This window comes from Catenulispora sp. MAP12-49 (genome assembly GCF_041262705.1).
Taxonomy (GTDB): domain Bacteria; phylum Actinomycetota; class Actinomycetes; order Streptomycetales; family Catenulisporaceae; genus Catenulispora.
Genome location: NZ_JBGCCP010000002.1, coordinates 548,522 through 568,516, shown reverse-complemented (window position 1 = coordinate 568,516; position 19,995 = coordinate 548,522). Strand labels below are relative to the sequence as shown.

Genomic DNA, 19,995 nt, shown 5'->3' with positions numbered 1-19,995 from the left:
GGCAGGCGTAGGGCGACCGGGCGCAGTGCTGGATCCGAAGTGGCTGCTTCGGATCCAGCGCGGAGTTTCAGGAGGGCTCGCGGTGGCCGCCGTGCCCGCCGTGGTCGCCGTGCCCGACAAGATCGCCGTGCCCGACAAGATCGCCGTGCCCGACAAGATCGCCATGGTCGGCGAACGCGGTGCGCAGCGAGCCGACCAGCCGGCCCCAGTCGTAGGCGGTCTCGGAGTGCTCGGCGCCGTCGATGCCCTCGATCTCGGCTTCGGCCGAGACCCGCAGGCCGATGGTCTTGTGCACGGCGAAGCCCAGCAGCAGCGAGAGCACGAAGGAGTAGAGGAAGACGATGCCGGCGCCCTCGGCCTGCCGGGTCAGCTGCGTGAAGCCGCCGCCGTAGAGCAGGCCGGCCTTCGCGCCGTTGATGAATCCGCCGGCCATCTCCTTCGTGGCGAACAGGCCGATCAGCAGCACGCCAAGGATGCCGCCGACCAGGTGCACCGTGATGACCTGCCAGCCGGCCGCCGCGAACATCCCGGCCAGCCGGGTGGCGGCGATCTCGGGGACGACCCGGTCCAGCGACTGCCGGTTCACGTCGACGATCCAGCAGACCTCGCCGAGCTCGGCGACCATCGGATCGCAGAGGGCCTCCCAGCAGGCCCCTTCGTCGAGTTCGGCATCGCCCACCAGGGAGTATTGCCGTCCCGCGGGCTCGCCGACGGGACTGGTGCCGGGGCGGGAATCCAGGTAGCGGCGGGCCAGCGCACCCCACACCGGCGCGGTGGCGCCGATGCCGACCGAGCCGGTGGAGTAGTCGACGGTGTCCGGGTCCTTGGACCGGCTCGGGTAGCTCTGCAGCCCGCCGAAGGAGCGCAGCGTCGTCAGGTAGCGCTCGTCCAGGTCGCCCAGCAGGTAGTTGATCGCGTGCAGCACCGGCGAAGCGTGGGGTTTGACCGAGACCCGGTCGCGGGAGCGCAGGCTCTCGAACCACAGCGCCGTCATGATCGTGACCATCGAGGCGCTGGAGGCCTGGTGGCCTCCGACCTTCAGCCCGGAACCGGCGGGCCGCCGCCGGTTGGCGTGGTTGACCATCGCGGTCGACAACCACAGGACCCGCTGCTCCACCTCGCGCAGGACCGCCGTCCGTCCCACGTCGGACTCCGGTATCACCGCCGTCATGGCATCGCCTCCTCAGCTGTTATCACATATAGCATGCCGGGTGGCGGGTGCTGAAAGCTATACTTGATATCGGCAGGCTCGACCGAGCAGCGCTGAGCAGGGCCGAGCAGGACTGAGTTGGACTGAGTTTGATCAGGAAGGGACCCCCGTGGCGTCGACGATCGGCCGGGCCGTACAGCCCATCACCTCGCGGTCGGTGGTCGAGCAGTCCACCGACGAGCTGCGTCGCGCGATCCTGGCCGGCACCTTGGCCCCGGGCGCCGAGTACTCGCTGCGCGAGCTGGCCGGGATGCTGAACGTCAGCTTCATCCCGATCCGCGAGGCGCTGCGCAGCCTGGAGAGCGAGGGCCTGGTCGTCACCCGGCCCGGCCGCAGCATCGTCATCGCCCCGCTGAACCTGGAGGACCTGCACGGCATCTACCGGCTGCGCCGCACCCTGGAGCCGGAGATCGCCAGGCGCTCCTGCCTGCTGCTGACCGATGCGGACCTGGACCGGCTGCAGGCGCAGGCCGCCGGGTTCGGCGACGTCCGGCGCGGCATGGACGACATCTACGACGGCCACCACGAATTCCACTTCGCGCTGCTCGCCCCCGCGGCCAGCACCTGGGACCTGCGGGTGCTGACCACGCTGTGGCGGGCCGGCGAGCGCTACATCCGCATCGGCTTCGGCCAGCTCGACCCCGACCCCGGCGAGCACGAGCGGCGCGAGAAGGCGCACGTCGACCTGGTCGCGGCCTTCCGGACCCGCGAGCCGGACGCCGTCGCGGCGGCCATCGAGCAGCATCTGGCCCGCAACGAGCAGATCGCCTTCGCCGCGCTGGCCGAGCCGGACGCCGAGACGCCGCGCGCCTGACCGATCCCGTCGGCGCCCCGACCGGCGCCTCCGTTGGCGGGCCCTTGTTGTTATCAAATATCATGGCTAGGTTCAGTGCCGCACCACCCCTGAACGTCACGTGACCCTCTTCTTCACAGAAAGGACATCGAGGCGATGTGCAGCACGGAGTGGACCAGGCGGTACTTCCTCAAGAACACGGCAGCCGCCGGCGTCCCGGCCGCCGAACCCGGCAGCATCCAGAGCCGGCTGCCCGGCTTCCCCGCCTCGGCCCTGCTGACCAGCCCGCAGCAGGCGCTGCCGTTCGTGAGCGCCCGGGTCGCCGAGGGCTCGGACTACATCAAGGTCATCGTCGACGTGCCCGGCCTGAGCACGGACATCATCGAGGCGCTGGCCGCCGCGGCCCACGGGTACGGCAAGGCCCTGATGGCGCACGCGACCGCGGCGCAGGCTATCGAGACCGCGGTGGGCGCGGGCGTCGACACCGTCCACCACACACCGCTGGACGTGGCGCTCGGTGCGAGTACGGTCGGGCAGTACGTGTCCGGAAAGAAGGTCTCCGTGCCGACACTGACGATGATGCAGGGTTTCTCGCAGCTGGGCATTCCCGGCCTGAACTACGCCGCGGCCAGTGGCAGCGTCGCGGCGCTGCATCAGGCGGGCGTCACGATCCTGGCCGGGACCCACGCCAACATGACGCCGGGTATTCCGGTGCAGCCCGCATACGGCGCCAGCCTGCACCAGGAACTGGAGCTGCTGGTGCAGGCCGGCCTCAGTAACGTGGAGGCACTGCGCGCCGCGACGATCTCCCCGGCGGAGTCTTTCGGCCTGTACGACCGCGGCGTCATCCGCCCCGGCGCCTCGCCGACCTGGTCCTGCTCGGCGGCGACCCCACGACCGACATCACGCAGACCCGCAATATCCAGCGGGTTTGGGCCGGCGGTATTGAATATCCGCTGCCTGCCTGAGCGAAAAACCGCAGAACAGAGAACGAGAACAAGGAGAACCCTGATGCGTATCGCGAACCTGGCCGGACGGCTGGTGCTGGTCCGTGGTGACCGAGCCGTGGACGTCGAGCAGGCCAGCGGCGGCATGTTCGCCGCCGACCCGCAGGCCGTCTACGCGCGCTGGCCGCAGTTCCGCGCCTGGGCCGAGGCCGCCGACCTGCCCGAGGGCGAGCCGATCGCGGCCGCGGACCTGGGCTCTCCGGCCCCGGCGCCGGCGCAGATCTTCGGCATCGGCCTCAACTACCGCGACCACGCCGGGGAATCAGGGTTCGACGTCCCCGAGGGTCTGCCGCCGGTGTTCACCAAGTTCCGCGCGAGCATCGCTGGTCCCGTGACCCAGGTGCGCCTTCCCGAGGGCGGCCACACCGACTGGGAGGTGGAGCTGGTCGTCGTCATCGGCACCGAGGCCCGGGACGTACCGGCTGAGCGCGCCTGGGAGCACGTCGCGGGACTGACCGTCGGGCAGGACCTGTCCGAGCGCATCACGCAGTTCCAGGGACCGGCAGCGCAGTTCAGCCTGGGCAAGTCGCTGCCGGGCTTCGCTCCGACCGGACCCTGGCTGGTCACGCCCGACGAGTTCGCCGACCCGGACGACCTCGCGCTGGGCTGCTCGCTGAACGGGGAGAAGATGCAGGACGGCCGGACCAGCGAGCTGATCTTCCCGGTGTCGGAGCTGGTGTCGCGGCTGTCCGCGCTGCTGCCGCTGTACGCCGGGGACGTGATCTTCACCGGGACGCCCGCCGGAGTGGGGCTCGGGCGGACACCCCCGCGCTGGCTGGTGCCGGGGGACGTGCTGGTCAGCGAGATCGAGGGGATCGGGACGCTGACGCAGACCTTCGTCGGCTGAGAACTTCCAGCACCAGCAGTCCCGGCCCTGTCCTCACACGAGGCAGGGCCGGGACTGCTTTGCCGGGACTGCTTTGTGGGCTTCGGTGTTCAGCCGCCTCGTACCTGCTCGATGAGCGCGCGGGCGTCCGGGGCTTCGTCGCCGTGCCAGGCCACCACTTGATCCGGGCGCACCAGCACCAGCGTGGCCGGCAGCCGCACGTCCTCCAGATCCACGCGGGTAAGTGGGACACCGCATTCCTTGGCTGCCTGCTCGATGGTCTCCGCCCGGGCTGCGCCGTCGGGCCGGACCAGCAGCGACAGCTCTGGTCCCAGGACGTCGAACAGCGACCGGCCGTCGGTCAGGAAGCGATGGGTGAGGCGCGCGCCGGCCACCGCATCGCCAGCCACCGCATCGCCGGATTCGGCATCGGGGACGACCGGCGAGGCGCCGAACTGCTGCCCCAGAACCAGCTCCAGCGAATGGAACTCAGCCTTCTTCGTCTCCTGGATCCGCCGTCCCGCGGCCTCACGAGCCATGGCACCGGCCTCGTCGGCGTTCTCCAGATTGTCGGCGAGCAACTCCGTCGACAAGACCGCCATGTTCGCGCTCGCCTCGGCGATGACGCGCTCCTGGATCGGGCGGCGCTCGATCTCGTAGCTGTCCAGCAGGCGCTCGCCGCCCCAGCCCGCGAGTACCGCGGCGAGTTTCCAGCCCAGGTCGACCGCGTCGCCGAGGCCGGTGTTCAGGCCGTGGCCGCCGAAGGGCGGGTTCAGGTGCGCTGCGTCGCCGGCCAGGAAGACGCGGCGGTAGCGCATGCGGTCCACGATCTGCATGCGCGCCGTCCAGGGATCGGTCGAGAGCACCTCGGCCTCGATCGTGGTCCCGGCCAGCGCGTCGATGATGCGCTGCGCCCGGCTGTGTCCGTCCTCGGCCTCGACGCCGAAGGCGATCGCCCACCATAGGCCGGTGCGGTCCAGGGGGCCGACGAGTGCCGGCGCGTCCGGGTTGACGACCCAGTACTGCACTGCGGGACCGTGCCGGACGTGCTCCCACAGCTTCTCGCTGCGGAACACCATGCCGAAGTTCGGCCGCAGCGCCTGTCCGCCGACGTAGACCGCGCCGATCTGCTCGCGGACGACGCTGCGGGGGCCGTCGCAGCCGAGCACGTAGTCCGCGGTGACCGTGGACCGTTCGCCGGCGTCGTCTCGCAGCCAGACGAACGATTGCTGAGGCTCTGAACGGCCCGCGCTGCCATTCGCAGGCAGTGCGGGCCGCGCACAGAAGTTGCTGCCGGCTCGGCTTGGCTCCGGCCAACCAGCTCAGCTCCGGCCGACCGGCTCGGCTCGGCTCCGGCCGATCAGCCCACCTCCCGCCGACCGGCCTACCTCACCCCGCCGGCAGCGTCGTCCACTTCTGGTTGGCGCCGCCGTTGCAGTCCCACAGCACCAGTTGCGTGCCGTCGGTGGTGGACAGGCCCGGGTCGTCGAGGCAGCGGCCGGAGACCGGGTTGCGGTATCCGCCGTTGTAGGCCTGCCAGACTTGGTTGCCGCCGCCGTTGCAGGTCCAGAGCTCGATCTTGGTGCCGTTGGCGGTGGCTGCGCCGGTGGCGTCCAGGCATTTGCCCTCGGCCCGCAGGGTGCCGTCGGCGTAGGCCGACCACCATTGGGCGTTGGTGCCGTTGCAGGTCCAGATCTGGGCGGCGGTGCCGTCGGTGGTGCTGCCGCCGTTGTCGTCCAGGCACTTGTCGGCGATGCCGGACTGGACCGCGCCGCCGGTGGGCGCCGGTGCCTTGAGCCAGCCGGCGGCGTCGGCCGCCTGGACGCCGGTGTTGAAGGCGTCGGCCATCTTCTGGTAGCCGCCGTCGTTCGGGTGCAGGGAGTCGGACAGGTCCGAGGTTGTCAGGGCACTCATGTCGACGTAGGCGACGTGCTTGCCCGCCGCCTGCTTGGCCTGGACGATGCCCGGGATCTGCTGGTTGAACGCGCCGCGGTTGGGCTCCTCGACCGAACTGGTGGAGACGATCACCGAGCCGACCAGGATGGTGGCGTCGGGGGCGTCGGCGGTCAGCTGGTCGATCAGGGAGCTGAGTCGGGCCGGGGCGGTGGACACCTGGTAGTTCTGGTTCAGGTCGTTGGTGCCGATCTCCAGGGTGATGACGTTGGGCCGGTAGTGGTCGACGGTGGCGTCGGCGAGCGCGGAGATCTGGTCGATGCGGTAGCCGGAGTGCCCTTCGTTGTCGGGGTCGGACATGGTGCCGTTCTGGCCGCTGCCGACGAAGTCCGGGGCGTGGCCTTCGGCGGACAGCTCGTTCCACAGGTCGCCGCGGTAGCTGTCGCCGGTGCTGCTACCGACTCCCCAGGTGATCGAGTCGCCCAGGGGCATCAATCGCACGGTGGTGGAGGCCGCCGGCGCGGCGGAGGCTCCGGCCGTGGCCGCACCGGTTCCCACCAGGCCGAAGGCTGCCAGGGCGGCGGCGGTCAGGAGCGCTGCCGGTCGTTTCATGGATGGTCCTCGCTTTCGGAGTTTCGGGCGCGGGCGCGCGTCAGGTCGAGGGCAGCGTCCACAGCTGGTTCACTCCGCCGTTGCAGTCCCAGATGTCGAGCTGGGTGCCGTTGGTGGTGCTGAAGCCGGGGTCGTCCAGGCAGCGGCCGGAGGCCGGGTTGACCAGCGTGTTGCCGTTCTGCTCCCACTGCTGGTTGCCGCCGCCGTTGCAGTCCCAGATCTCCACCAGCGTCCCGTTGGCCGTCGAGCCGGAGCCGGTGATGTCCAGGCACTTGCCGTTCACCTGCAGCGCCCCGCCGTTGTACGTCCACTGCTGTGCCCCGGTGTTGTTGCAGTCCCAGATCTGGGCCTTGGTGCCGTTGACGGTGGACCCGCCGTTGTCGTCCAGGCACTTGCCCGCGATCCCCGAGGTGATCGGGCCGGTCGGCGGCTGCGCGGTGCCGCTGCCCGGGGTGATCGTGAGGTTGTCGAACTCGTCGGTCTGGTAGCCGACGACCCCGATGCCGACCTGGCCGGACAGGAACGTGCTGTCGTTGACGGTGTCGACTGTGGCGCCGTCGAGGGTGGCGGTGATCTGCGTGCCCTGGAACGTCAGCCCCAGGGTGTGCCAGGTGCCGGTGCCCAGGGCCGTGGTCGTGCCGCTGGCCAGGGTGGTGGCGCTGCCGCTGGAGTAGTTCTTGACGATGGACCAGGCGCCGGTGTCGGAGACCCGGAACTTGTACAGGTTCTGATTCCCCTGCGGCCGGGACTGGGTGCCGGCCCGGCCCAGCAGTTCGGCGGTGCCGGCCTGCTGGAGGTTCACGTCGACCTTCACCGTGTAATTGGACCAGGTCGGGTCGCCGATCAGGGAGAAGGCGTCCGAGTCGTTCTGCCACTCGATCGGTATGACCGGGGTGACCTGCTGCACGCACTGGCCGGAGCGGCCGTTGGTGCATGGCCGGACCTCGAAGGAGCCCTGCATGTCCGACAGGTACTTGGCTTCGGTGTTGGTGGCGTAGCTGTCGAAGTTGTCGCTGTAGGGCAGCGCCAGCGCCGAGCCCGCCGGCGATGTCGCGGTGCCCTTGCCCTGGCCGGTGGTGGTGGTGATCGAGTAGACGTACCCGGGCTGGACGGTCAGCGTGTAGGAGCCGTTGGACGGGGTGATGTCCTGGGAGTGGACCAGCGAAGCCCCGGTGCTGGGGTTGTTCAGGTTGGTCGACCAGACGTGCGCGGTGCCGGTGGACAGCCCGCCGCTGAGGTTGATCGTGACGTTCTGCGCGGCGCCGGCCGTGGTGGTCTCCACGATCGTGGTGTAGTCGCTGTTGTTGGTGGACTTCAACGTCACGTAGCTGCCGTTGGACTCCGCGCCGCCCAGGTAGCCGGACCCCGAGTCCAGGAACTGCCATCCGGGCTGGGTGAACTGGGTGACCTGCGCGGTGGCCCAGGTGTTGGCGCCGATGGTGTAGGCGCCGGACCAGGGTGAGTTGGCGCTGGACAGGCCGACTGTCGAGTAGGGGAGGTTCGGGTAGATCGCGGCGGTCAGCGGCCAGTTGAAGTAGCTGGTCATCTTGGCGTCGATGTAGCCGCGGGTGATGGCGCGGATCAGCGCGGGCGCGCCGGTGTTCTCATCCTGCGACCCCTGCTCGCTGTCCCACAGCGGCTTGCCGTTGGCCTGTGCGGCGGCGTCGCTGGAGCAGCTGTCGGCGTTGCCGCCGTCACCGCCGTTGCAGGAGTAGTGCGCGCCCCAGATGGACACGGCGTTGTTGAACGCCGAGTTCGAGGCCGCGGCATCGGCGGCGTCCCATCCGGAGTCGTCGGCGACGATCTTCACGTTCCCGTAGCCGGCGTTGTTCAGCGCGGTGCGCAGCTGGATGTACCAGTCGGCGTTGAAGCCGCGCTCGTTCCAGCCGCCGAGGTAGGACACCGGGACGCCGTCGGCCTTGGCGCAGCCGAGCCAGCTGATGAGGTAGTTGATCGTGTCGGTGGACCAGAACCCGCCGTTGATCCAGCCCGGCGCGGCCCAGGCCAGGCCGTAGAAGGCGATGTTGGGGTTGCGGGCCTTGGCCTGCTGGGCGAGCCAGAACTCGTAGCCGGCGTTGCAGTTGACGACTCCGCGGGTGTGCTCGATCGAGGGCTCCGAGCCGTCGGTGGAGTTGGCGTCGCCGCCGATCTCCAGCTTCAGCATCTGCAGGTCGGCGCCGTAGCCGGGCTTGAACAGGTAGTCCAGGATCTGCGACTGCTGAGCCGCCGGATAGTCCTTGAGCAGGCGGGAGTTCCCACCGCCGCCGCTGATGGCGCCGATGCCGTCGAAGGTGCGGCCGCCGCCGGCGCCGTTCGCGGAGATCGTCGTGGACGTCGCGGCGCGCGCCGGGACGCCGGGCACGACGAACATCACCGACGCCAGCAGGGCGGTGAGGGCGAGGTACAACAGGGATCTCGGTGTTCGGGTGGAGATCGTGCTCACAAGGCTTCCTCTCCGAAGGGCCGACCGGTCCCCGCGCCGATCGGCGACGATTGCGCAGCTCCGACCGGTGATGCGGGAGCTGGGGCGGGGCTCGTGTGCGTGGTGCATCGTGGTTATTCTTGAGCAGTTTTGTCAATGGTCTGCAATGAGATCGACTTTTTCAACAAGATCGACCAGATCTGAACAGCGAGCGATCCCGGCACGGTGCCCGGTTCCGGAACCTCCGCGGGCTTGACAGGACTTTGAGACGACTCGATACTCACCCCAGTGTGAACGTTCACATCGTGGGCTGGGACCGTCCTCGCATTCAGGAGGCGAAATGGTCTGGAAAAAGATCAGGAGTCTGACAGTCGCGCTGACGCTGGCGGCCTCCGTCGCGGCGTTCGGAGCCGGTTCGACGGCAGCCGCCCGGGCCCTGGCCCCGGCCGCGACCGGATCGGCCGCGATCAAACCGGCCCCGATCAAACCGGCGGCGACCAGCCCGGCGGCGGCCTCCGGTGCCAAGGTGATGATGGAGAGCTACGACTCCACCACCGGGCTCATCGGCGGCGACGGGTGGTGGACGTCCGCGGTCGCGCTGAGCACGATCATGACGTACCAGCAGACCACCGGCGACACGTCCTACAGCTACGCGATCTCCGGCGCCTTCAACGCCAACAAGGGCTCGAACTTCGAGAACTCCTACATGGACGACACCGGTTGGTGGGGCCTGGTGTGGGTCCAGGCCTACGACGTCACCGGCGACACGGACTACCTGAACATGGCCGAGACCGACGCCGCCTACATCCACGGCTACTGGGACTCCACCTGCGGCGGCGGGGTCTGGTGGAGCACGGCGAAGTCCTACAAGAACGCCATCCCCAACGAGCTCTTCCTGGCACTCACCGCGGCGCTGCACAACCGCGTCCCCGGTGACACCACCTACCTGGGCTGGGCGAACGCCGAGTGGAACTGGTTCAACGGCAGCGGCATGATCAACGGCTCGCACCTGGTCAACGACGGGCTCAGCAGCTCCTGCCAGAACAACGGCGGCACCGTCTGGACCTACAACCAGGGCGTGGTCCTGGCCGGTCTGGCCGAGCTGTCCCGCGCCACCGGGAACTCCGGCCTGCTCAGCACCGCCGAGACCCTCGCCAACGCCTCGACGGCGCACTTCAACCAGAACGGGATCGTCATCGAACCCTGCGAGCCCAACTGCGGCTCGGACGGGCCGTCGTTCAAGGGCGTCTTCGTACGCGGTCTGCGCTCACTGGCCACCGCGGCCGGGACCACCGCCTATGACGGCTACCTGCAAGCCCAGGCGAACTCCATCATCGCCAACGACACGAACAGCTCCGGACAACTCGGTCTGAGCTGGGCCGGTCCGTTCCAGGACCCGACCTCGGGGACCCAGGCCAGCGCCGAGGCCGCCCTGGTCGTCGCGCTCGGCGCCCCGGCGGCCCCGGTCGGGCCGATCACCTCCGGCCTGGCCGGCAAGTGCGTCGACGACAACCATCAGGGCACCGCGAACGGCACCGCGATCCAGCTGTGGACGTGCAACGGGTCGGCGGCGCAGCAGTTCACGGTGAACGGCAACGGCAGCCTGTCCGTCCTGGGCAAGTGCGTGGACGTGATCAGCGGCGGCACCGCCGACGGCGTCAAGGTCCAGCTCTACGACTGCAACGGCACCGGCGCCCAGGTCTGGCAGGCCCAGTCGAACGGCTCGCTGGTGAATCCGCAGTCCGGCCGGTGCCTGGACGATCCCGGCAGCAGCACCACCGACGGGACGCAGTTGGAGATCTGGGACTGCAACGGCGGCGCCAACCAGAAGTGGGCGCTTCCGTAGCGCGCGCCTGCGTCCCTGAGCTGCTCGTGGATTGAACGTAGAGCCCTGGCGGAAAGCCTGGCGCCCGGTTCCCCGTCGGACCGGTCTCCCGGCTGCTCCCTAAGAAAGGGCTCTACCTCCATGCACTAACTCCATGCACGAACGAATACGCACGTCCCTCAGCGCGCTGGCCGCGTTGGCGACGGCCACTCTCGCGATCACGGCCGCCACCCGCCAGGTGCGCGTCCGGCGGCGACGCGGGCAAGCCTCAGCGATCCGCGCCGACGAAACCGGCCAGGGCGGCGGCGACGGCATCGGGCTGCTCGTCGGGGATGAAGTGTCCGGCGTCGGGGACGACGACTCCGGTGACGTTCTCGGCCCACGGACCGATCGAGGCCGCCATGTCCGGGATGGAGCCGTGGCTGCTGGAGATGCCGAGGACCGGCACGCTCAGGCGCCGCTGTTCGAGCGCTTGGTGGTTCCTGCGCGCCGACTCGGCGGCGTCCCGGTAGTAGGAGAGGCCGGCGCTCAGGGCGCCGTCGGTGGCCAGGGCTGCGGCGTAGTGGTCGAGCTCGGCCTCGTCGAAGGCGTCGGGAGCAAGGGCCTTGGTGGTCAGGAACCAGCCGGCGTATTCGCGCTCGCGGCCGGCGAGCAGCGTCTCGGGCAGGTCGGGCACGAGGTGGAAGGCGAAGTGCCAGGTCTTCCACGCCACGTTCGGGTCCAGGGGGATCGCCGCGGGCAGGGTGATGCCGGGGATTCCGGCGTCGAGCAGCGCGAGCCCGCGCAGGCGGCTCTCGTGGTTGAGGGCCAGGGAGAAGGCGACCCAGGCGCCGATGTCGTGGCCGGCCAGCCAGTAGGCCGGGACTTCGAGGGCGTCCACGGCGGCTTGGACGTGCGCGGCGACGGTGTGGGTGTCGTAGCCGTGCTCGGGACGTTCGGAGTGGCCCTGGCCCGGCAGGTCGATCGCGATGACGCGGAACCGGTCGGCGAGGCCGGCCATGACCTTGCGCCAGGCCCACCAGGTTTGCGGGAACCCGGCGAGCAGAACGACGGCCGGCCCGGTCGGCTCGCCGCCTTCGACGGCATGGAGGCGGACGCCGTCGGCGTCGACCCAGCGGTGGGTGAACCCGGGCAGGTCGTGCAGGGGGAGGTCCTGGACGGGGTTGCTCTGGCGCGTCATGGGGCCGAACGCTAGCACATCCTGAACTGATTGGTTCAAGATAGGATGGTGCGCAGGACAGCAAGCAGACAGGGGAGTGCCACGTGGCAGGCAAGAAGCAGTTCGACGTGGACACGGCACTCGACGCCGCGATGATCCAGTTCTGGCGTGCCGGCTACGCCGACACCTCGCTCGACGACCTGTCCCGGGCGACCGGGTTGAACCGCAGCTCCATCTACTCCTCGTTCGGCGACAAGGACGCGCTCTTCCTGCGCTGCCTGGACCGCTACGCCGCGCGCTTCGGCGAGATGTATGACAATGCGTTGTCGTGCGCCGCCGCGGAGCCCGTCGCCGCCCTGCGCGCGTTCTTCGATGTCACGCTCGCGCGCATCGCCGACCCCGACGTGCCCGACGGATGCCTGGTCACGCAGTCGACCATGGCGATTCCGGCGCTGAGCACGAGCGTCGCGGCGCGCGTCAAGGAATCGCTCGGCTTCCAACTCCAGCGCCTGCGCACCGCGCTGAAGGCCGGCGGCCACCTAGCCGATCAGGACGCTGAGAACTTCGCCGTGCACGCGGTAGCCGTGAACCAGTCTCTGGCCGTCATGAGCAGAGGCGGAGCGAACGCGGCGCAGCTTCGGGCCGTCGTCGGCGTGACGCTCGACGCGCTGTCGCATGCGGTGCGCGTGGCGTGACGCGCCCGCGTGGCGGTCGTCAGCGTCGGCGAGTGCTCGGTCGTCAGCGCGAGAAGACTCCCAGCGGGTCGCCGGACATCCCGGCGGTGAGGGTGTCGCCGGTGGCCGGGTCGATCAGCAGGAAGCTGCCGGTTTCGCGGTCGGTGGTGTAGGGCTCCAGGAGGATCGGGGCGCCGGTGCGGAGGGTTACGCGGCCGATGTCGTTGGCGTGGAGGGTGTGCGTGGCCGGGGCGTCGTCCCAGTCGAACTCGTCACCGCTGTCCGCCCCCGAGGCGGCCAGCGGGTCGGAGATGTCGAGCTTGGCGGAGATCTCCTTGACGATCGCCTTGACCGTGCGCGTCGTGTGCTTGAGCAGGACCCTGTCTCCCGCAGCCAGCGGCTTCTCCGACAAGTGGCACACCGTGGCCACCACGTCCTGCACCGCGGCCGGTGCACCATCGACCGGGGCGATCAAATCGCCGCGGGAGATGTCGAGTGCGTCGGTGAGCAGGATGGTGGCGGCTTGGCCGGCGGTGGCGCGGTCGGTGGGGTGGCCGAGGAGGTCGATGGCGGCGATGGTGGAACGCTGACCGGACGGCAGGACCACGATCTCGTCGCCGACTTGGAAGTGTCCGGAGGCGACGGTGCCAGCGTAGCCACGGTAGTCAGTGGGCTGATGGCGGATGACGTACTGCACCGGGAACCGGCCGGCCGGGCGGTGCTCGGCGGCCACCGGCACGTTCTCCAGATACTCCAGCAGCGTCGGGCCCTCGAACCAGGCCAGATCCGCCGAGGGCTCCACCACGTTGTCGCCGCGCAGTGCCGACACCGGCAGTGCCGCGTAGTGCTCGATACCCAGGGCGGTGGCGTAGGCGGCGAAGTCGGCCTCGATCTGGGCGAAGCGGTCCTTGTCGAAGTCGACCAGGTCCATCTTGTTCACGGCCAGCAGCACCCGCGGCACCCGCAGCAGTGCCGAAACAGCAGTGTGCCGGCGGGTCTGCTCGGCCAAACCCTTGCGGGCATCCACCAGGATCACGGCGAGTTCAGCGGTCGAGGCGCCGGTGACCATGTTGCGGGTGTACTGCACATGTCCAGGCGTGTCGGCCAGGATGAACCGACGACGCGGCGTGGCGAAGTAGCGGTAGGCCACATCGATGGTGATGCCCTGCTCCCGCTCCGAGCGCAGGCCATCAGTCAGCAGCGCCAGGTCCGCCTGCTCCAGACCGCGATCGCGCGAGGTGCGCTCCACAGCCTCGAACTGATCAGCCAGTACCGACTTGGTGTCATACAACAGTCGTCCCACCAGGGTCGACTTGCCGTCGTCCACCGAACCGGCGGTGGCCAGCCGTAAAAGGCCTGCGTCAGGCGGATTGGAAGTCATCGCTCCGTCCGCTGAGCAGCCCGTACCAGGCGACGACCAGCACGACGACCAGCGCGGCGTTGCGCAGCGAGACGATCTCGATGCCGCTCGGATCGCCGTTCACCAGGTCGGGGAAGCCGATCGGGAAGTCCAGGGTGGTGAGTATGAACACTGCGACGAGGTAGCGCGCAGCCCGTTTCTGCCGATGGTCCGGATAACAGAGGCAGGCCGCCATGAGGACGGCGGCCCACACCATGTACTGAGGACTGAGCACCCGGCTGGTGACCAACAGGATCAGCAGCGCGACCAACGGGACTTCGACCGCCCACGAGTCCCGGCGTCGTGAACGGAACTTCCACACCGACGCCATCAATGCGATCAGCGCGGCGGCCGTGACGAACACCATGCATGCGGCGACCGCCTGAACTCCGGGCCCTGATACCTCGATGGATCCATAGGACAAGCCGCTGCTCCACCGATCCGGATTCGTGTGCTCCAGCAACAGGAACGGGAAAGCGGCCACGGACTCGATTTCCAACCCGCGCGACTTCTCGGCGTGCAGGAAACCCGTTCCGCCGGACATCAGCACCATCGTGACCGCCGTGACGACGGCCGCTCCCGTGACGAATCCGGCGACCGATCGAATCAGCTGCCTGCGATCAAGAGGTACTCCGAGCACCAGCACTCCGGGCCAGACCTTGACCGCCGCCCCGACCCCGCCGAACAGGCCCGCGACGAACGGCGACCGGCTCAGACAGAACGCTGCGACGAACACCGCCGTCAGCAGATCGAACCGGGCCAGCACCATCGGCCCGATCAGGGGTATGACACCCAGCCAGAAGAAGACCCCGGCCCAGCGGCCGTTCCGGCGCGCGAGCAGGACCAGCAGGACCGTGGTGACCAGATCCGCCAGCAGCATGAACCGCATGAACGCCGGCACGTAGTCGATACCGGTCCAGTCCGCCAGGTAGCGCGGGATGAGCATCGCCCACGCGGCGGCCGGCGGGTACTGCCAGAAGACGTCGCTGCTCGGTGGGAAGTGGCCGTTGCGCAGGATCTGGGACCAGCCCGTGTAGAAGGCACTGACGTCGGTGTTCTCCTGCACGCGCCACGGGTTCGGGATGTGCCCCGTGGCGGCCAGGTACAGCGCGACGCGGGTGATGAGCCATCCGGCGGCCGCATACAGTTCCCGGGGTGCTCGAACGAGATACTGCCGGAACGAGGTGAGATCCACAGATGTCACTGTGCTTCGACGGGCTCGGGCACGTCGCCGGCGACCAATCCGAACCCCGGCTCGACGGCGGCGAGCGCCGATCCCCGGCTCACCACGCGGTTGTCGCGGTCCACGAACACCACCTGCGGCTCCAGCGCGGCGGCCTCGGCGTCGGCGACGGTCGCGTAGGCGATGATGATCACCAGGTCGCCGCGCTGGACCAGGCGGGCCGCGGCGCCGTTGACGCCGATGATCCCGCTGCCGCGGGGGCCCTCGATGACATAGGTCTCCAGGCGGGATCCGTTGTCGATGTCGACGAGGTGGATCAGCTCGCCCGGCAGCAGGTCGGCGGCCTCCATCAGGTCCGCGTCGATCGTGAGGGACCCGACGTAGTGCAGGTCGCACTGGGTGACCGTGGCGCGGTGGATCTTGGATTTGAGCATGGTGCGGAACATCGGCGTCACCTTCGGTGGATTCTCGGCGGTCGTCAGTGTTCGAAGTGCGTGGCGGGTGAGTCGTCAGCCTGTGGGAGCCCGGCCAGCTCGCGAGCCCGCCGCAGCGCCTCGGAAGCCCAGGAGAAGTCCTCCTCGGCGGCCGCCAGATCGAAGATGAAGTCCTCGACCCCGCTGCCCAGGTGCTCGGCCAGCACCCCGGCCAGCGTGTCCACGCCGCCGACCAGCAGCGGGCAGTCCAGCCGCAGGCTGCGCATCGGCTCGGTCCAGAACCAGGGCGGTGCGTCCAGGTCCGTGCGGGCCGCGTCGGTGAACGCCTGCCGCCGCCAGACCGCGTCGGTATAGCGCAGTGCTGATTCGCCGGCCGCCAGCAGGTCGGGGTCGGCCGGGTAGCGGTCCTGGGCGGCCTGCCAGGCTTCCTCGTCGGTCGCGCGGACCAGCAGGCCGGCGTATTCGCCGAGGCCGGTGCTCGGTTTCGGGGTCTGCGCGCCGAACATCGTGATGCGCACGGCGCCGAGTTCGCGCGCGCACTCCTGGGCCATCGGGGACTCTCCGGCGATGAACGGGATGGGCTTGAACTCCGCCGGGCCGGGCCAGCGCAGCCGGGCGGCGCGCAGCTGGTAGAACTCGCCGTCCACGGTCAGCGGCGCGGTGGTGCCCAGCAGGCCGAGCACCGCCTGGCCGAACTCGCGCAGCCGGTGGTAGCGCCGGTCGTGCTCGGTCTGGTCGCCGAGCGCCAGCCGGTCCGGCGTGGAGGTGCCGGCCACCAGGTTCAGGAAGATGCCGCGCTGGTAGCGGTAGGACAGCGACGCCGCCAGCTGCGCGACCGCGAACGGGTGGTGGTACATCGGGTTCGCCGCCACCAGCGGCCGCAGGCGCGGCGAGACGTCGAGCGCGTGCTGGCCGACCAGCCAAGGGTCGACCATGGTGTCGTTGCCGGTGTGCGCGAGGATCCCGGTGAAGCCGAAGCAGTCGGCCAGCCGGACGGTCGTGTCGATGTCCCGCCAGGCCGTCCCGGGGTCGTGGTTGCGCGGGCTGATCGCGAAGGTCCTCACGCGCTCGCCGCCTCCGTGCGGCGGGTGTACCAGGTCTGGTCGACCACGAAGTCGTCCAGGCCCCGCTCGTCGCAGTACACGACGAGGTCGGACACCCGGTTGATGAACCCGTATCCCTTGAAGTTCAGCGAGGTGTTGCACAGCACGCCCAGGCCGGTCCGCTCGGCGAACGCCGACAGCAGCGCGTGCAGCCGCGGGTTCTCCTGCTCGGTGACGGTCTGCGCGCGGGCGGTGCCGTCGACATGCGTGATGGCGCCGAGCCGGTCGTCGGTGACGTGCCGGAAGTACAGCATGTGCGGGTCGGGGGAGGCGATGTCGAAGATCCGGCCGGCGTCCTCCAGACGGCACACCGGTGCGATCGGCCGATAATCCTCGCGCTGCTTCACCTCGTTGAGGCGGTCGCGGGTGGACGTCCGGAACGGCTCGGCCAGCAGCGAGCGGTTGCCCAGCGCGCGGGGGCCGATCTCGGAGCGGCCCTGGACCCAGGCCACAATCCGGCCCGCCTCCAGCGCCTCGGCCAGGGCCGGCAGCTCGGCCGGCCGTGCGGTCCAGCCGGCCGGGTCCGGTTCGGTGTCGTGGCGCATCGGGATGCCCCGGTAGGCGTCCCAGGCGATGTGCGGGTCGCCGGTCAGCGCGGTCTGGGCGTCGATCGCGGTGCCGATGGCCGAGCCGGAGTCGTTGGGGCACGGCGGGACGAACACCGACGAGAAGTGCCCGAGCTCGGTCCAGCTCCGGTTCCACTCGCAGTTCAGGCCGCAGCCGCCGGAGATCCGCAGCGGCAGCCCGGCCGGGAGCAGGCTGGTGGCGGCCTCGGCGTACATGGCGAAGACGCGCTGGGTCAGCAGGGCCGCGGCCGTGGCCAGGACCGGCGAGCGCAACCCGGCGTCGTACACCGGGCTGCCCCGGAAGGAGGGCTTGGTGCGCGGGCCCCAGCCGACGTTCGCGATGATCCGGTCCACCGTGTCGATGACGGCGTCGTCGGCGTCCTCGGCACGGCCGTAGGCGGCCAGCGCCATGAGCTTGCCGGCGTTCTCCGGATGCGGGACGTCGCGGTGCTGGCGCAGCTTGGGGTCGGCGAGGTCGTACAAGAAGGAGTAGCGCACCCCGGGGAAGTCCAGGACCGGAAGCTTCTTCACCACGGTGAAGCGCTCGTCGACCAGGTAGAAGCCGCCGATGACGCCCTCCCAGACCAGGACCGCCTGCGGGCCGGGCTCGGTGCGCGGGGCCATCCCGATCGCGCCCATGACGTGCGAGCGCTCGTGGGTGGAGGTGAAGTACCGCAGTTCCTTGCCGAAGAACCTCGACGGGCGCTGCTCGCCGTCGTCGATGCCCAGGTAGCCGGCCCCGAACGGCCGGTGGCGCAGCTGCCCGGGGCTGTCCCAGCCGCCGAAGGCCAGCACGTCGGGCAGCTCGTCCAGCTGCTCGGCGAACTCCAGCAGCGTGGCCGGGGTGATCGCGGAGTAGCGCTTGAACGAGTCCTTCTCAGCCTCCAGCGACAGGATCAGCTCGCCGTCGCGGATGGCTGCCAGCGTCCCGTCGTGGCCCGGTTTGATTCCCACTATCAGCATCGGCGGTGGCGTCCTTTTCCTTGGCGGTGGTCCGGTTCGGCAGATCGGGGGGCGTGGCTCAGGTCCGCGCCAGATAGGTGTCGTGCAGCACGGCGACGCTGTTCACCAGATGCGTCAGCCGGTCCTGGACCGCCGAGACCGGACCCCGGCCGGCCTCGACGCGTTGCAGGAAGGCCCGTACCGCGGCCGGTTCGAAGAAAGGGACGCCGTCCAGGGCGCCGTCGCCGACGTGCTGCGCGAGCCGGGCGGCGGCCTTGCGGGCGTCGCCCGGCGGCGGTGCGAAGAACGGGCGCTTGGCGGTCCGGTACACCTCGTCGGTCAGCCGGTCGCGCATGGCCTCCCGCAGGATCCGCTTGGCGGGCTCGGCCGCCAGCTCGGCCGGGGGCAGCCGTTTGGCCTGCTCGAAGAGCCGGTCGTCCAGCAGCGGCAGCCGCACCTCCACCGACCGGGCCATGTCGAGCCGTTCGGCGGCCAGGATGTAGTTGCAGAACCACGTCTTGAAGAAGAGGTACAGCGACTGGTGCAGCGGTGCCCGGCCGGACAGCTGGTCCCCGGCGGCTTCGGCCAGGCCGGCCAGGGCGTCGCGTCCGGCGAACCGCTGCCGGAACGCCGGACTGAGCAGCGGTGCCGACGGCATACCGGTGGTCATGCTCCGGTCGATCAGCCAGCCCGGGACGAACCCGAGCCGGTCCAGGGCGCCGGTCAGCGTCGCCGGTGCCGGGCCGGCCGCCAGGCGGGCCCAGGACTTGCGTGCCTCGGCCAATCGCTGCGGGGAGGACAGGGCCGCGTCAGTGCGCAGATGTCCGTAGCCGCAGAAGAGCTCGTCCCCGCCTTCGCCGGCCAGGGCCACGCGCAGTCCGGCGGCGGAGATCGCTCCGGCGAGCAGCAGCCGCGCGGTTCCGTGGTCGTTCTCCTGGAGCATCTCGCCGGCGATCACCGCTTCGGCAGCCGCCTCCGCGCGCAGGCCGGGATCCAGCAGGACTTCGTGGTGCTCGGCTCCCAGCATCGTCGCGGTGCGCGCCGCCGTTCCGCTCTCGTCCAGCGGGCTGCCGGGGAAAGAAACGGTGAACGTCCGCAGCGCGGCGTGCCCGGCGGCTGCGCCGACCACGCTGGAGGAGTCGATGCCGCCGCTGAGTTGGAAGCCGATCGGTACGTCGGCCACCAGCCGGGTGCGCACCGCCGCCCGGATCTCCTCGCCGATCCGCTCGACCGACTCCGGCCCGGCTGTCTGAAGTGACTCCGCTGCCTCGGCGAGCGGGTAGTCGAGGTCCCAGTACTGCTGGACGCGCACACCTTCGTCGTCGGCGCGCAGCAGGCTGCCGGGCGGAATCTGGAAGATGCCGTCGAACAGCGTCCGGTCGGGTGCGAAGCAGGCGTGCAGGTAGTCGTGGAAGGACTCGGCGTCCCAGCGCCGAGCCGCGCCGGCGGACAGCAGTGCTTTGATTTCCGAGGCCAGGACGAGCCGGCCGTCGATCCACGTGTAATACAGAGGCTTGATGCCGAACCGGTCGCGGACCGCGAGCAGTGTGCGCCGCCGGCTGTCCCAAAGGACGAAGGCGAACTCGCCGTGCAGCCGGCCGACGAATCCGTCCGGATCCTCCTCGTATAAATGCACTGCTATTTCGCTGTCGGTGTCGGTGCGGAACGTGTGGCCGCGGGCGGCCAACTCGCGGCGCTGTTCGCGGTAGCCGTAGAACTCGCCGTTCACGACCGCGTGCACGGTCCGCGACTCGTCGTACACCGGCTGGGCGCCGTTGGCGACGCCGACGACCGCGAGCCGCGTCTGCGCCAGCCCGACGGTGCCGCATGGCGACACCCACGTGGTCACCGAGTCCGGGCCGCGGTGGTGGAGCACCTCGATGGGCGCCAGTGCGGTGCGGTCGAGGGCAGGGCCGGTCGAGCGCATGGCGAGGATTCCGCACATCG

Annotated in this window: 15 protein-coding genes and 1 pseudogene; 5 read left to right on the top strand and 11 right to left on the bottom strand. The window is 69.9% G+C overall.

Translation table 11 applies throughout. From position 1 onward, the window contains the following. Positions 1-67 precede the first annotated feature (67 nt). Positions 68-1,171, bottom strand: a complete 1,104-nt coding sequence (locus ABIA35_RS06490; RefSeq protein WP_370357264.1) for a hypothetical protein — start codon at positions 1,169-1,171, stop codon at positions 68-70. Between the two features lie 181 nt (positions 1,172-1,352). On the opposite strand from ABIA35_RS06490, the gene ABIA35_RS06485 reads away from it, so the two are divergent. From ABIA35_RS06485 to ABIA35_RS06475, 3 genes and pseudogenes are all read left to right on the top strand, one after another. Then, positions 1,353-2,024 carry a GntR family transcriptional regulator gene (locus ABIA35_RS06485; RefSeq protein WP_370357410.1) on the top strand — a complete coding sequence of 224 codons (672 nt, stop codon included), beginning with the start codon at positions 1,353-1,355 and terminating at the stop codon, positions 2,022-2,024. A gap of 135 nt (positions 2,025-2,159) precedes the next feature. Beyond that, positions 2,160-2,804: pseudogene (locus tag ABIA35_RS06480) on the top strand (amidohydrolase); the annotation flags it as partial. A gap of 210 nt (positions 2,805-3,014) precedes the next feature. Then, entirely contained in the window at positions 3,015-3,857 is an 843-nt protein-coding gene (locus ABIA35_RS06475) for a fumarylacetoacetate hydrolase family protein (RefSeq protein ID WP_370357409.1), read from the top strand. A gap of 89 nt (positions 3,858-3,946) precedes the next feature. Here ABIA35_RS06475 and ABIA35_RS06470 read toward each other — a convergent pair whose 3' ends face one another. The 3 genes from ABIA35_RS06470 to ABIA35_RS06460 all read right to left on the bottom strand — a co-directional run bounded on the left by ABIA35_RS06470 (position 3,947) and on the right by ABIA35_RS06460 (position 8,712). Further along, positions 3,947-5,050 (bottom strand): FAD-dependent monooxygenase, encoded by a 1,104-nt coding sequence (locus tag ABIA35_RS06470; RefSeq protein ID WP_370357408.1) that lies wholly within the window; start codon positions 5,048-5,050, stop codon positions 3,947-3,949. A gap of 175 nt (positions 5,051-5,225) precedes the next feature. Continuing rightward, on the bottom strand, positions 5,226-6,341 hold the full coding sequence (locus tag ABIA35_RS06465) for a ricin-type beta-trefoil lectin domain protein (RefSeq protein ID WP_370357263.1): 1,116 nt from the start codon (positions 6,339-6,341) through the stop codon (positions 5,226-5,228). A 40-nt stretch (positions 6,342-6,381) separates the two neighbouring features. Continuing rightward, a complete protein-coding gene (locus tag ABIA35_RS06460; protein WP_370357407.1) occupies positions 6,382-8,712 on the bottom strand; it encodes a ricin-type beta-trefoil lectin domain protein in 2,331 nt (776 codons plus the stop codon). Positions 8,713-9,103: 391 nt separating this feature from the next. On the opposite strand from ABIA35_RS06460, the gene ABIA35_RS06455 reads away from it, so the two are divergent. Further along, the gene (locus tag ABIA35_RS06455; RefSeq protein WP_370357262.1) at positions 9,104-10,609 is read left to right on the top strand and encodes a glycoside hydrolase family 76 protein; all 1,506 of its coding nucleotides are present in this window, start codon (positions 9,104-9,106) and stop codon (positions 10,607-10,609) included. Positions 10,610-10,856: 247 nt separating this feature from the next. Here ABIA35_RS06455 and ABIA35_RS06450 read toward each other — a convergent pair whose 3' ends face one another. Then, the gene (locus ABIA35_RS06450; protein WP_370357261.1) at positions 10,857-11,768 is read right to left on the bottom strand and encodes an alpha/beta fold hydrolase; all 912 of its coding nucleotides are present in this window, start codon (positions 11,766-11,768) and stop codon (positions 10,857-10,859) included. Between the two features lie 83 nt (positions 11,769-11,851). Here ABIA35_RS06450 and ABIA35_RS06445 point away from each other — a divergent pair, with 83 nt between their 5' ends. Beyond that, complete coding sequence (locus tag ABIA35_RS06445; protein WP_370357260.1) at positions 11,852-12,442, top strand: TetR/AcrR family transcriptional regulator; 591 nt, start codon at positions 11,852-11,854, stop codon at positions 12,440-12,442. A 43-nt stretch (positions 12,443-12,485) separates the two neighbouring features. Here the strand turns inward: ABIA35_RS06445 and ABIA35_RS06440 are convergent, their stop codons facing one another. From ABIA35_RS06440 to asnB, 6 genes are read right to left on the bottom strand one after another with little or no spacing between them, the layout of a single operon-like run. Further along, a complete protein-coding gene (locus ABIA35_RS06440; RefSeq protein ID WP_370357259.1) occupies positions 12,486-13,802 on the bottom strand; it encodes a sulfate adenylyltransferase subunit 1 in 1,317 nt (438 codons plus the stop codon). After that, the gene (locus ABIA35_RS06435; RefSeq protein WP_370357258.1) at positions 13,783-15,015 is read right to left on the bottom strand and encodes a glycosyltransferase family 87 protein; all 1,233 of its coding nucleotides are present in this window, start codon (positions 15,013-15,015) and stop codon (positions 13,783-13,785) included. Before ABIA35_RS06435 ends, ABIA35_RS06440 begins: the two co-directional genes overlap by 20 nt. Positions 15,016-15,020: 5 nt before the next feature. Beyond that, the gene (gene panD / locus ABIA35_RS06430; protein WP_370357257.1) at positions 15,021-15,449 is read right to left on the bottom strand and encodes an aspartate 1-decarboxylase; all 429 of its coding nucleotides are present in this window, start codon (positions 15,447-15,449) and stop codon (positions 15,021-15,023) included. Positions 15,450-15,481: 32 nt separating this feature from the next. Then, entirely contained in the window at positions 15,482-16,501 is a 1,020-nt protein-coding gene (locus ABIA35_RS06425; protein ID WP_370357256.1) for an LLM class flavin-dependent oxidoreductase, read from the bottom strand. Continuing rightward, positions 16,498-18,069, bottom strand: coding sequence for a carbamoyltransferase C-terminal domain-containing protein (locus ABIA35_RS06420; protein WP_370357255.1), 1,572 nt, complete (start codon positions 18,067-18,069; stop codon positions 16,498-16,500). Before ABIA35_RS06420 ends, ABIA35_RS06425 begins: the two co-directional genes overlap by 4 nt. A gap of 58 nt (positions 18,070-18,127) precedes the next feature. Next, entirely contained in the window at positions 18,128-19,993 is a 1,866-nt protein-coding gene (gene asnB / locus ABIA35_RS06415; protein WP_370357254.1) for an asparagine synthase (glutamine-hydrolyzing), read from the bottom strand. Positions 19,994-19,995: the final 2 nt, after the last annotated feature.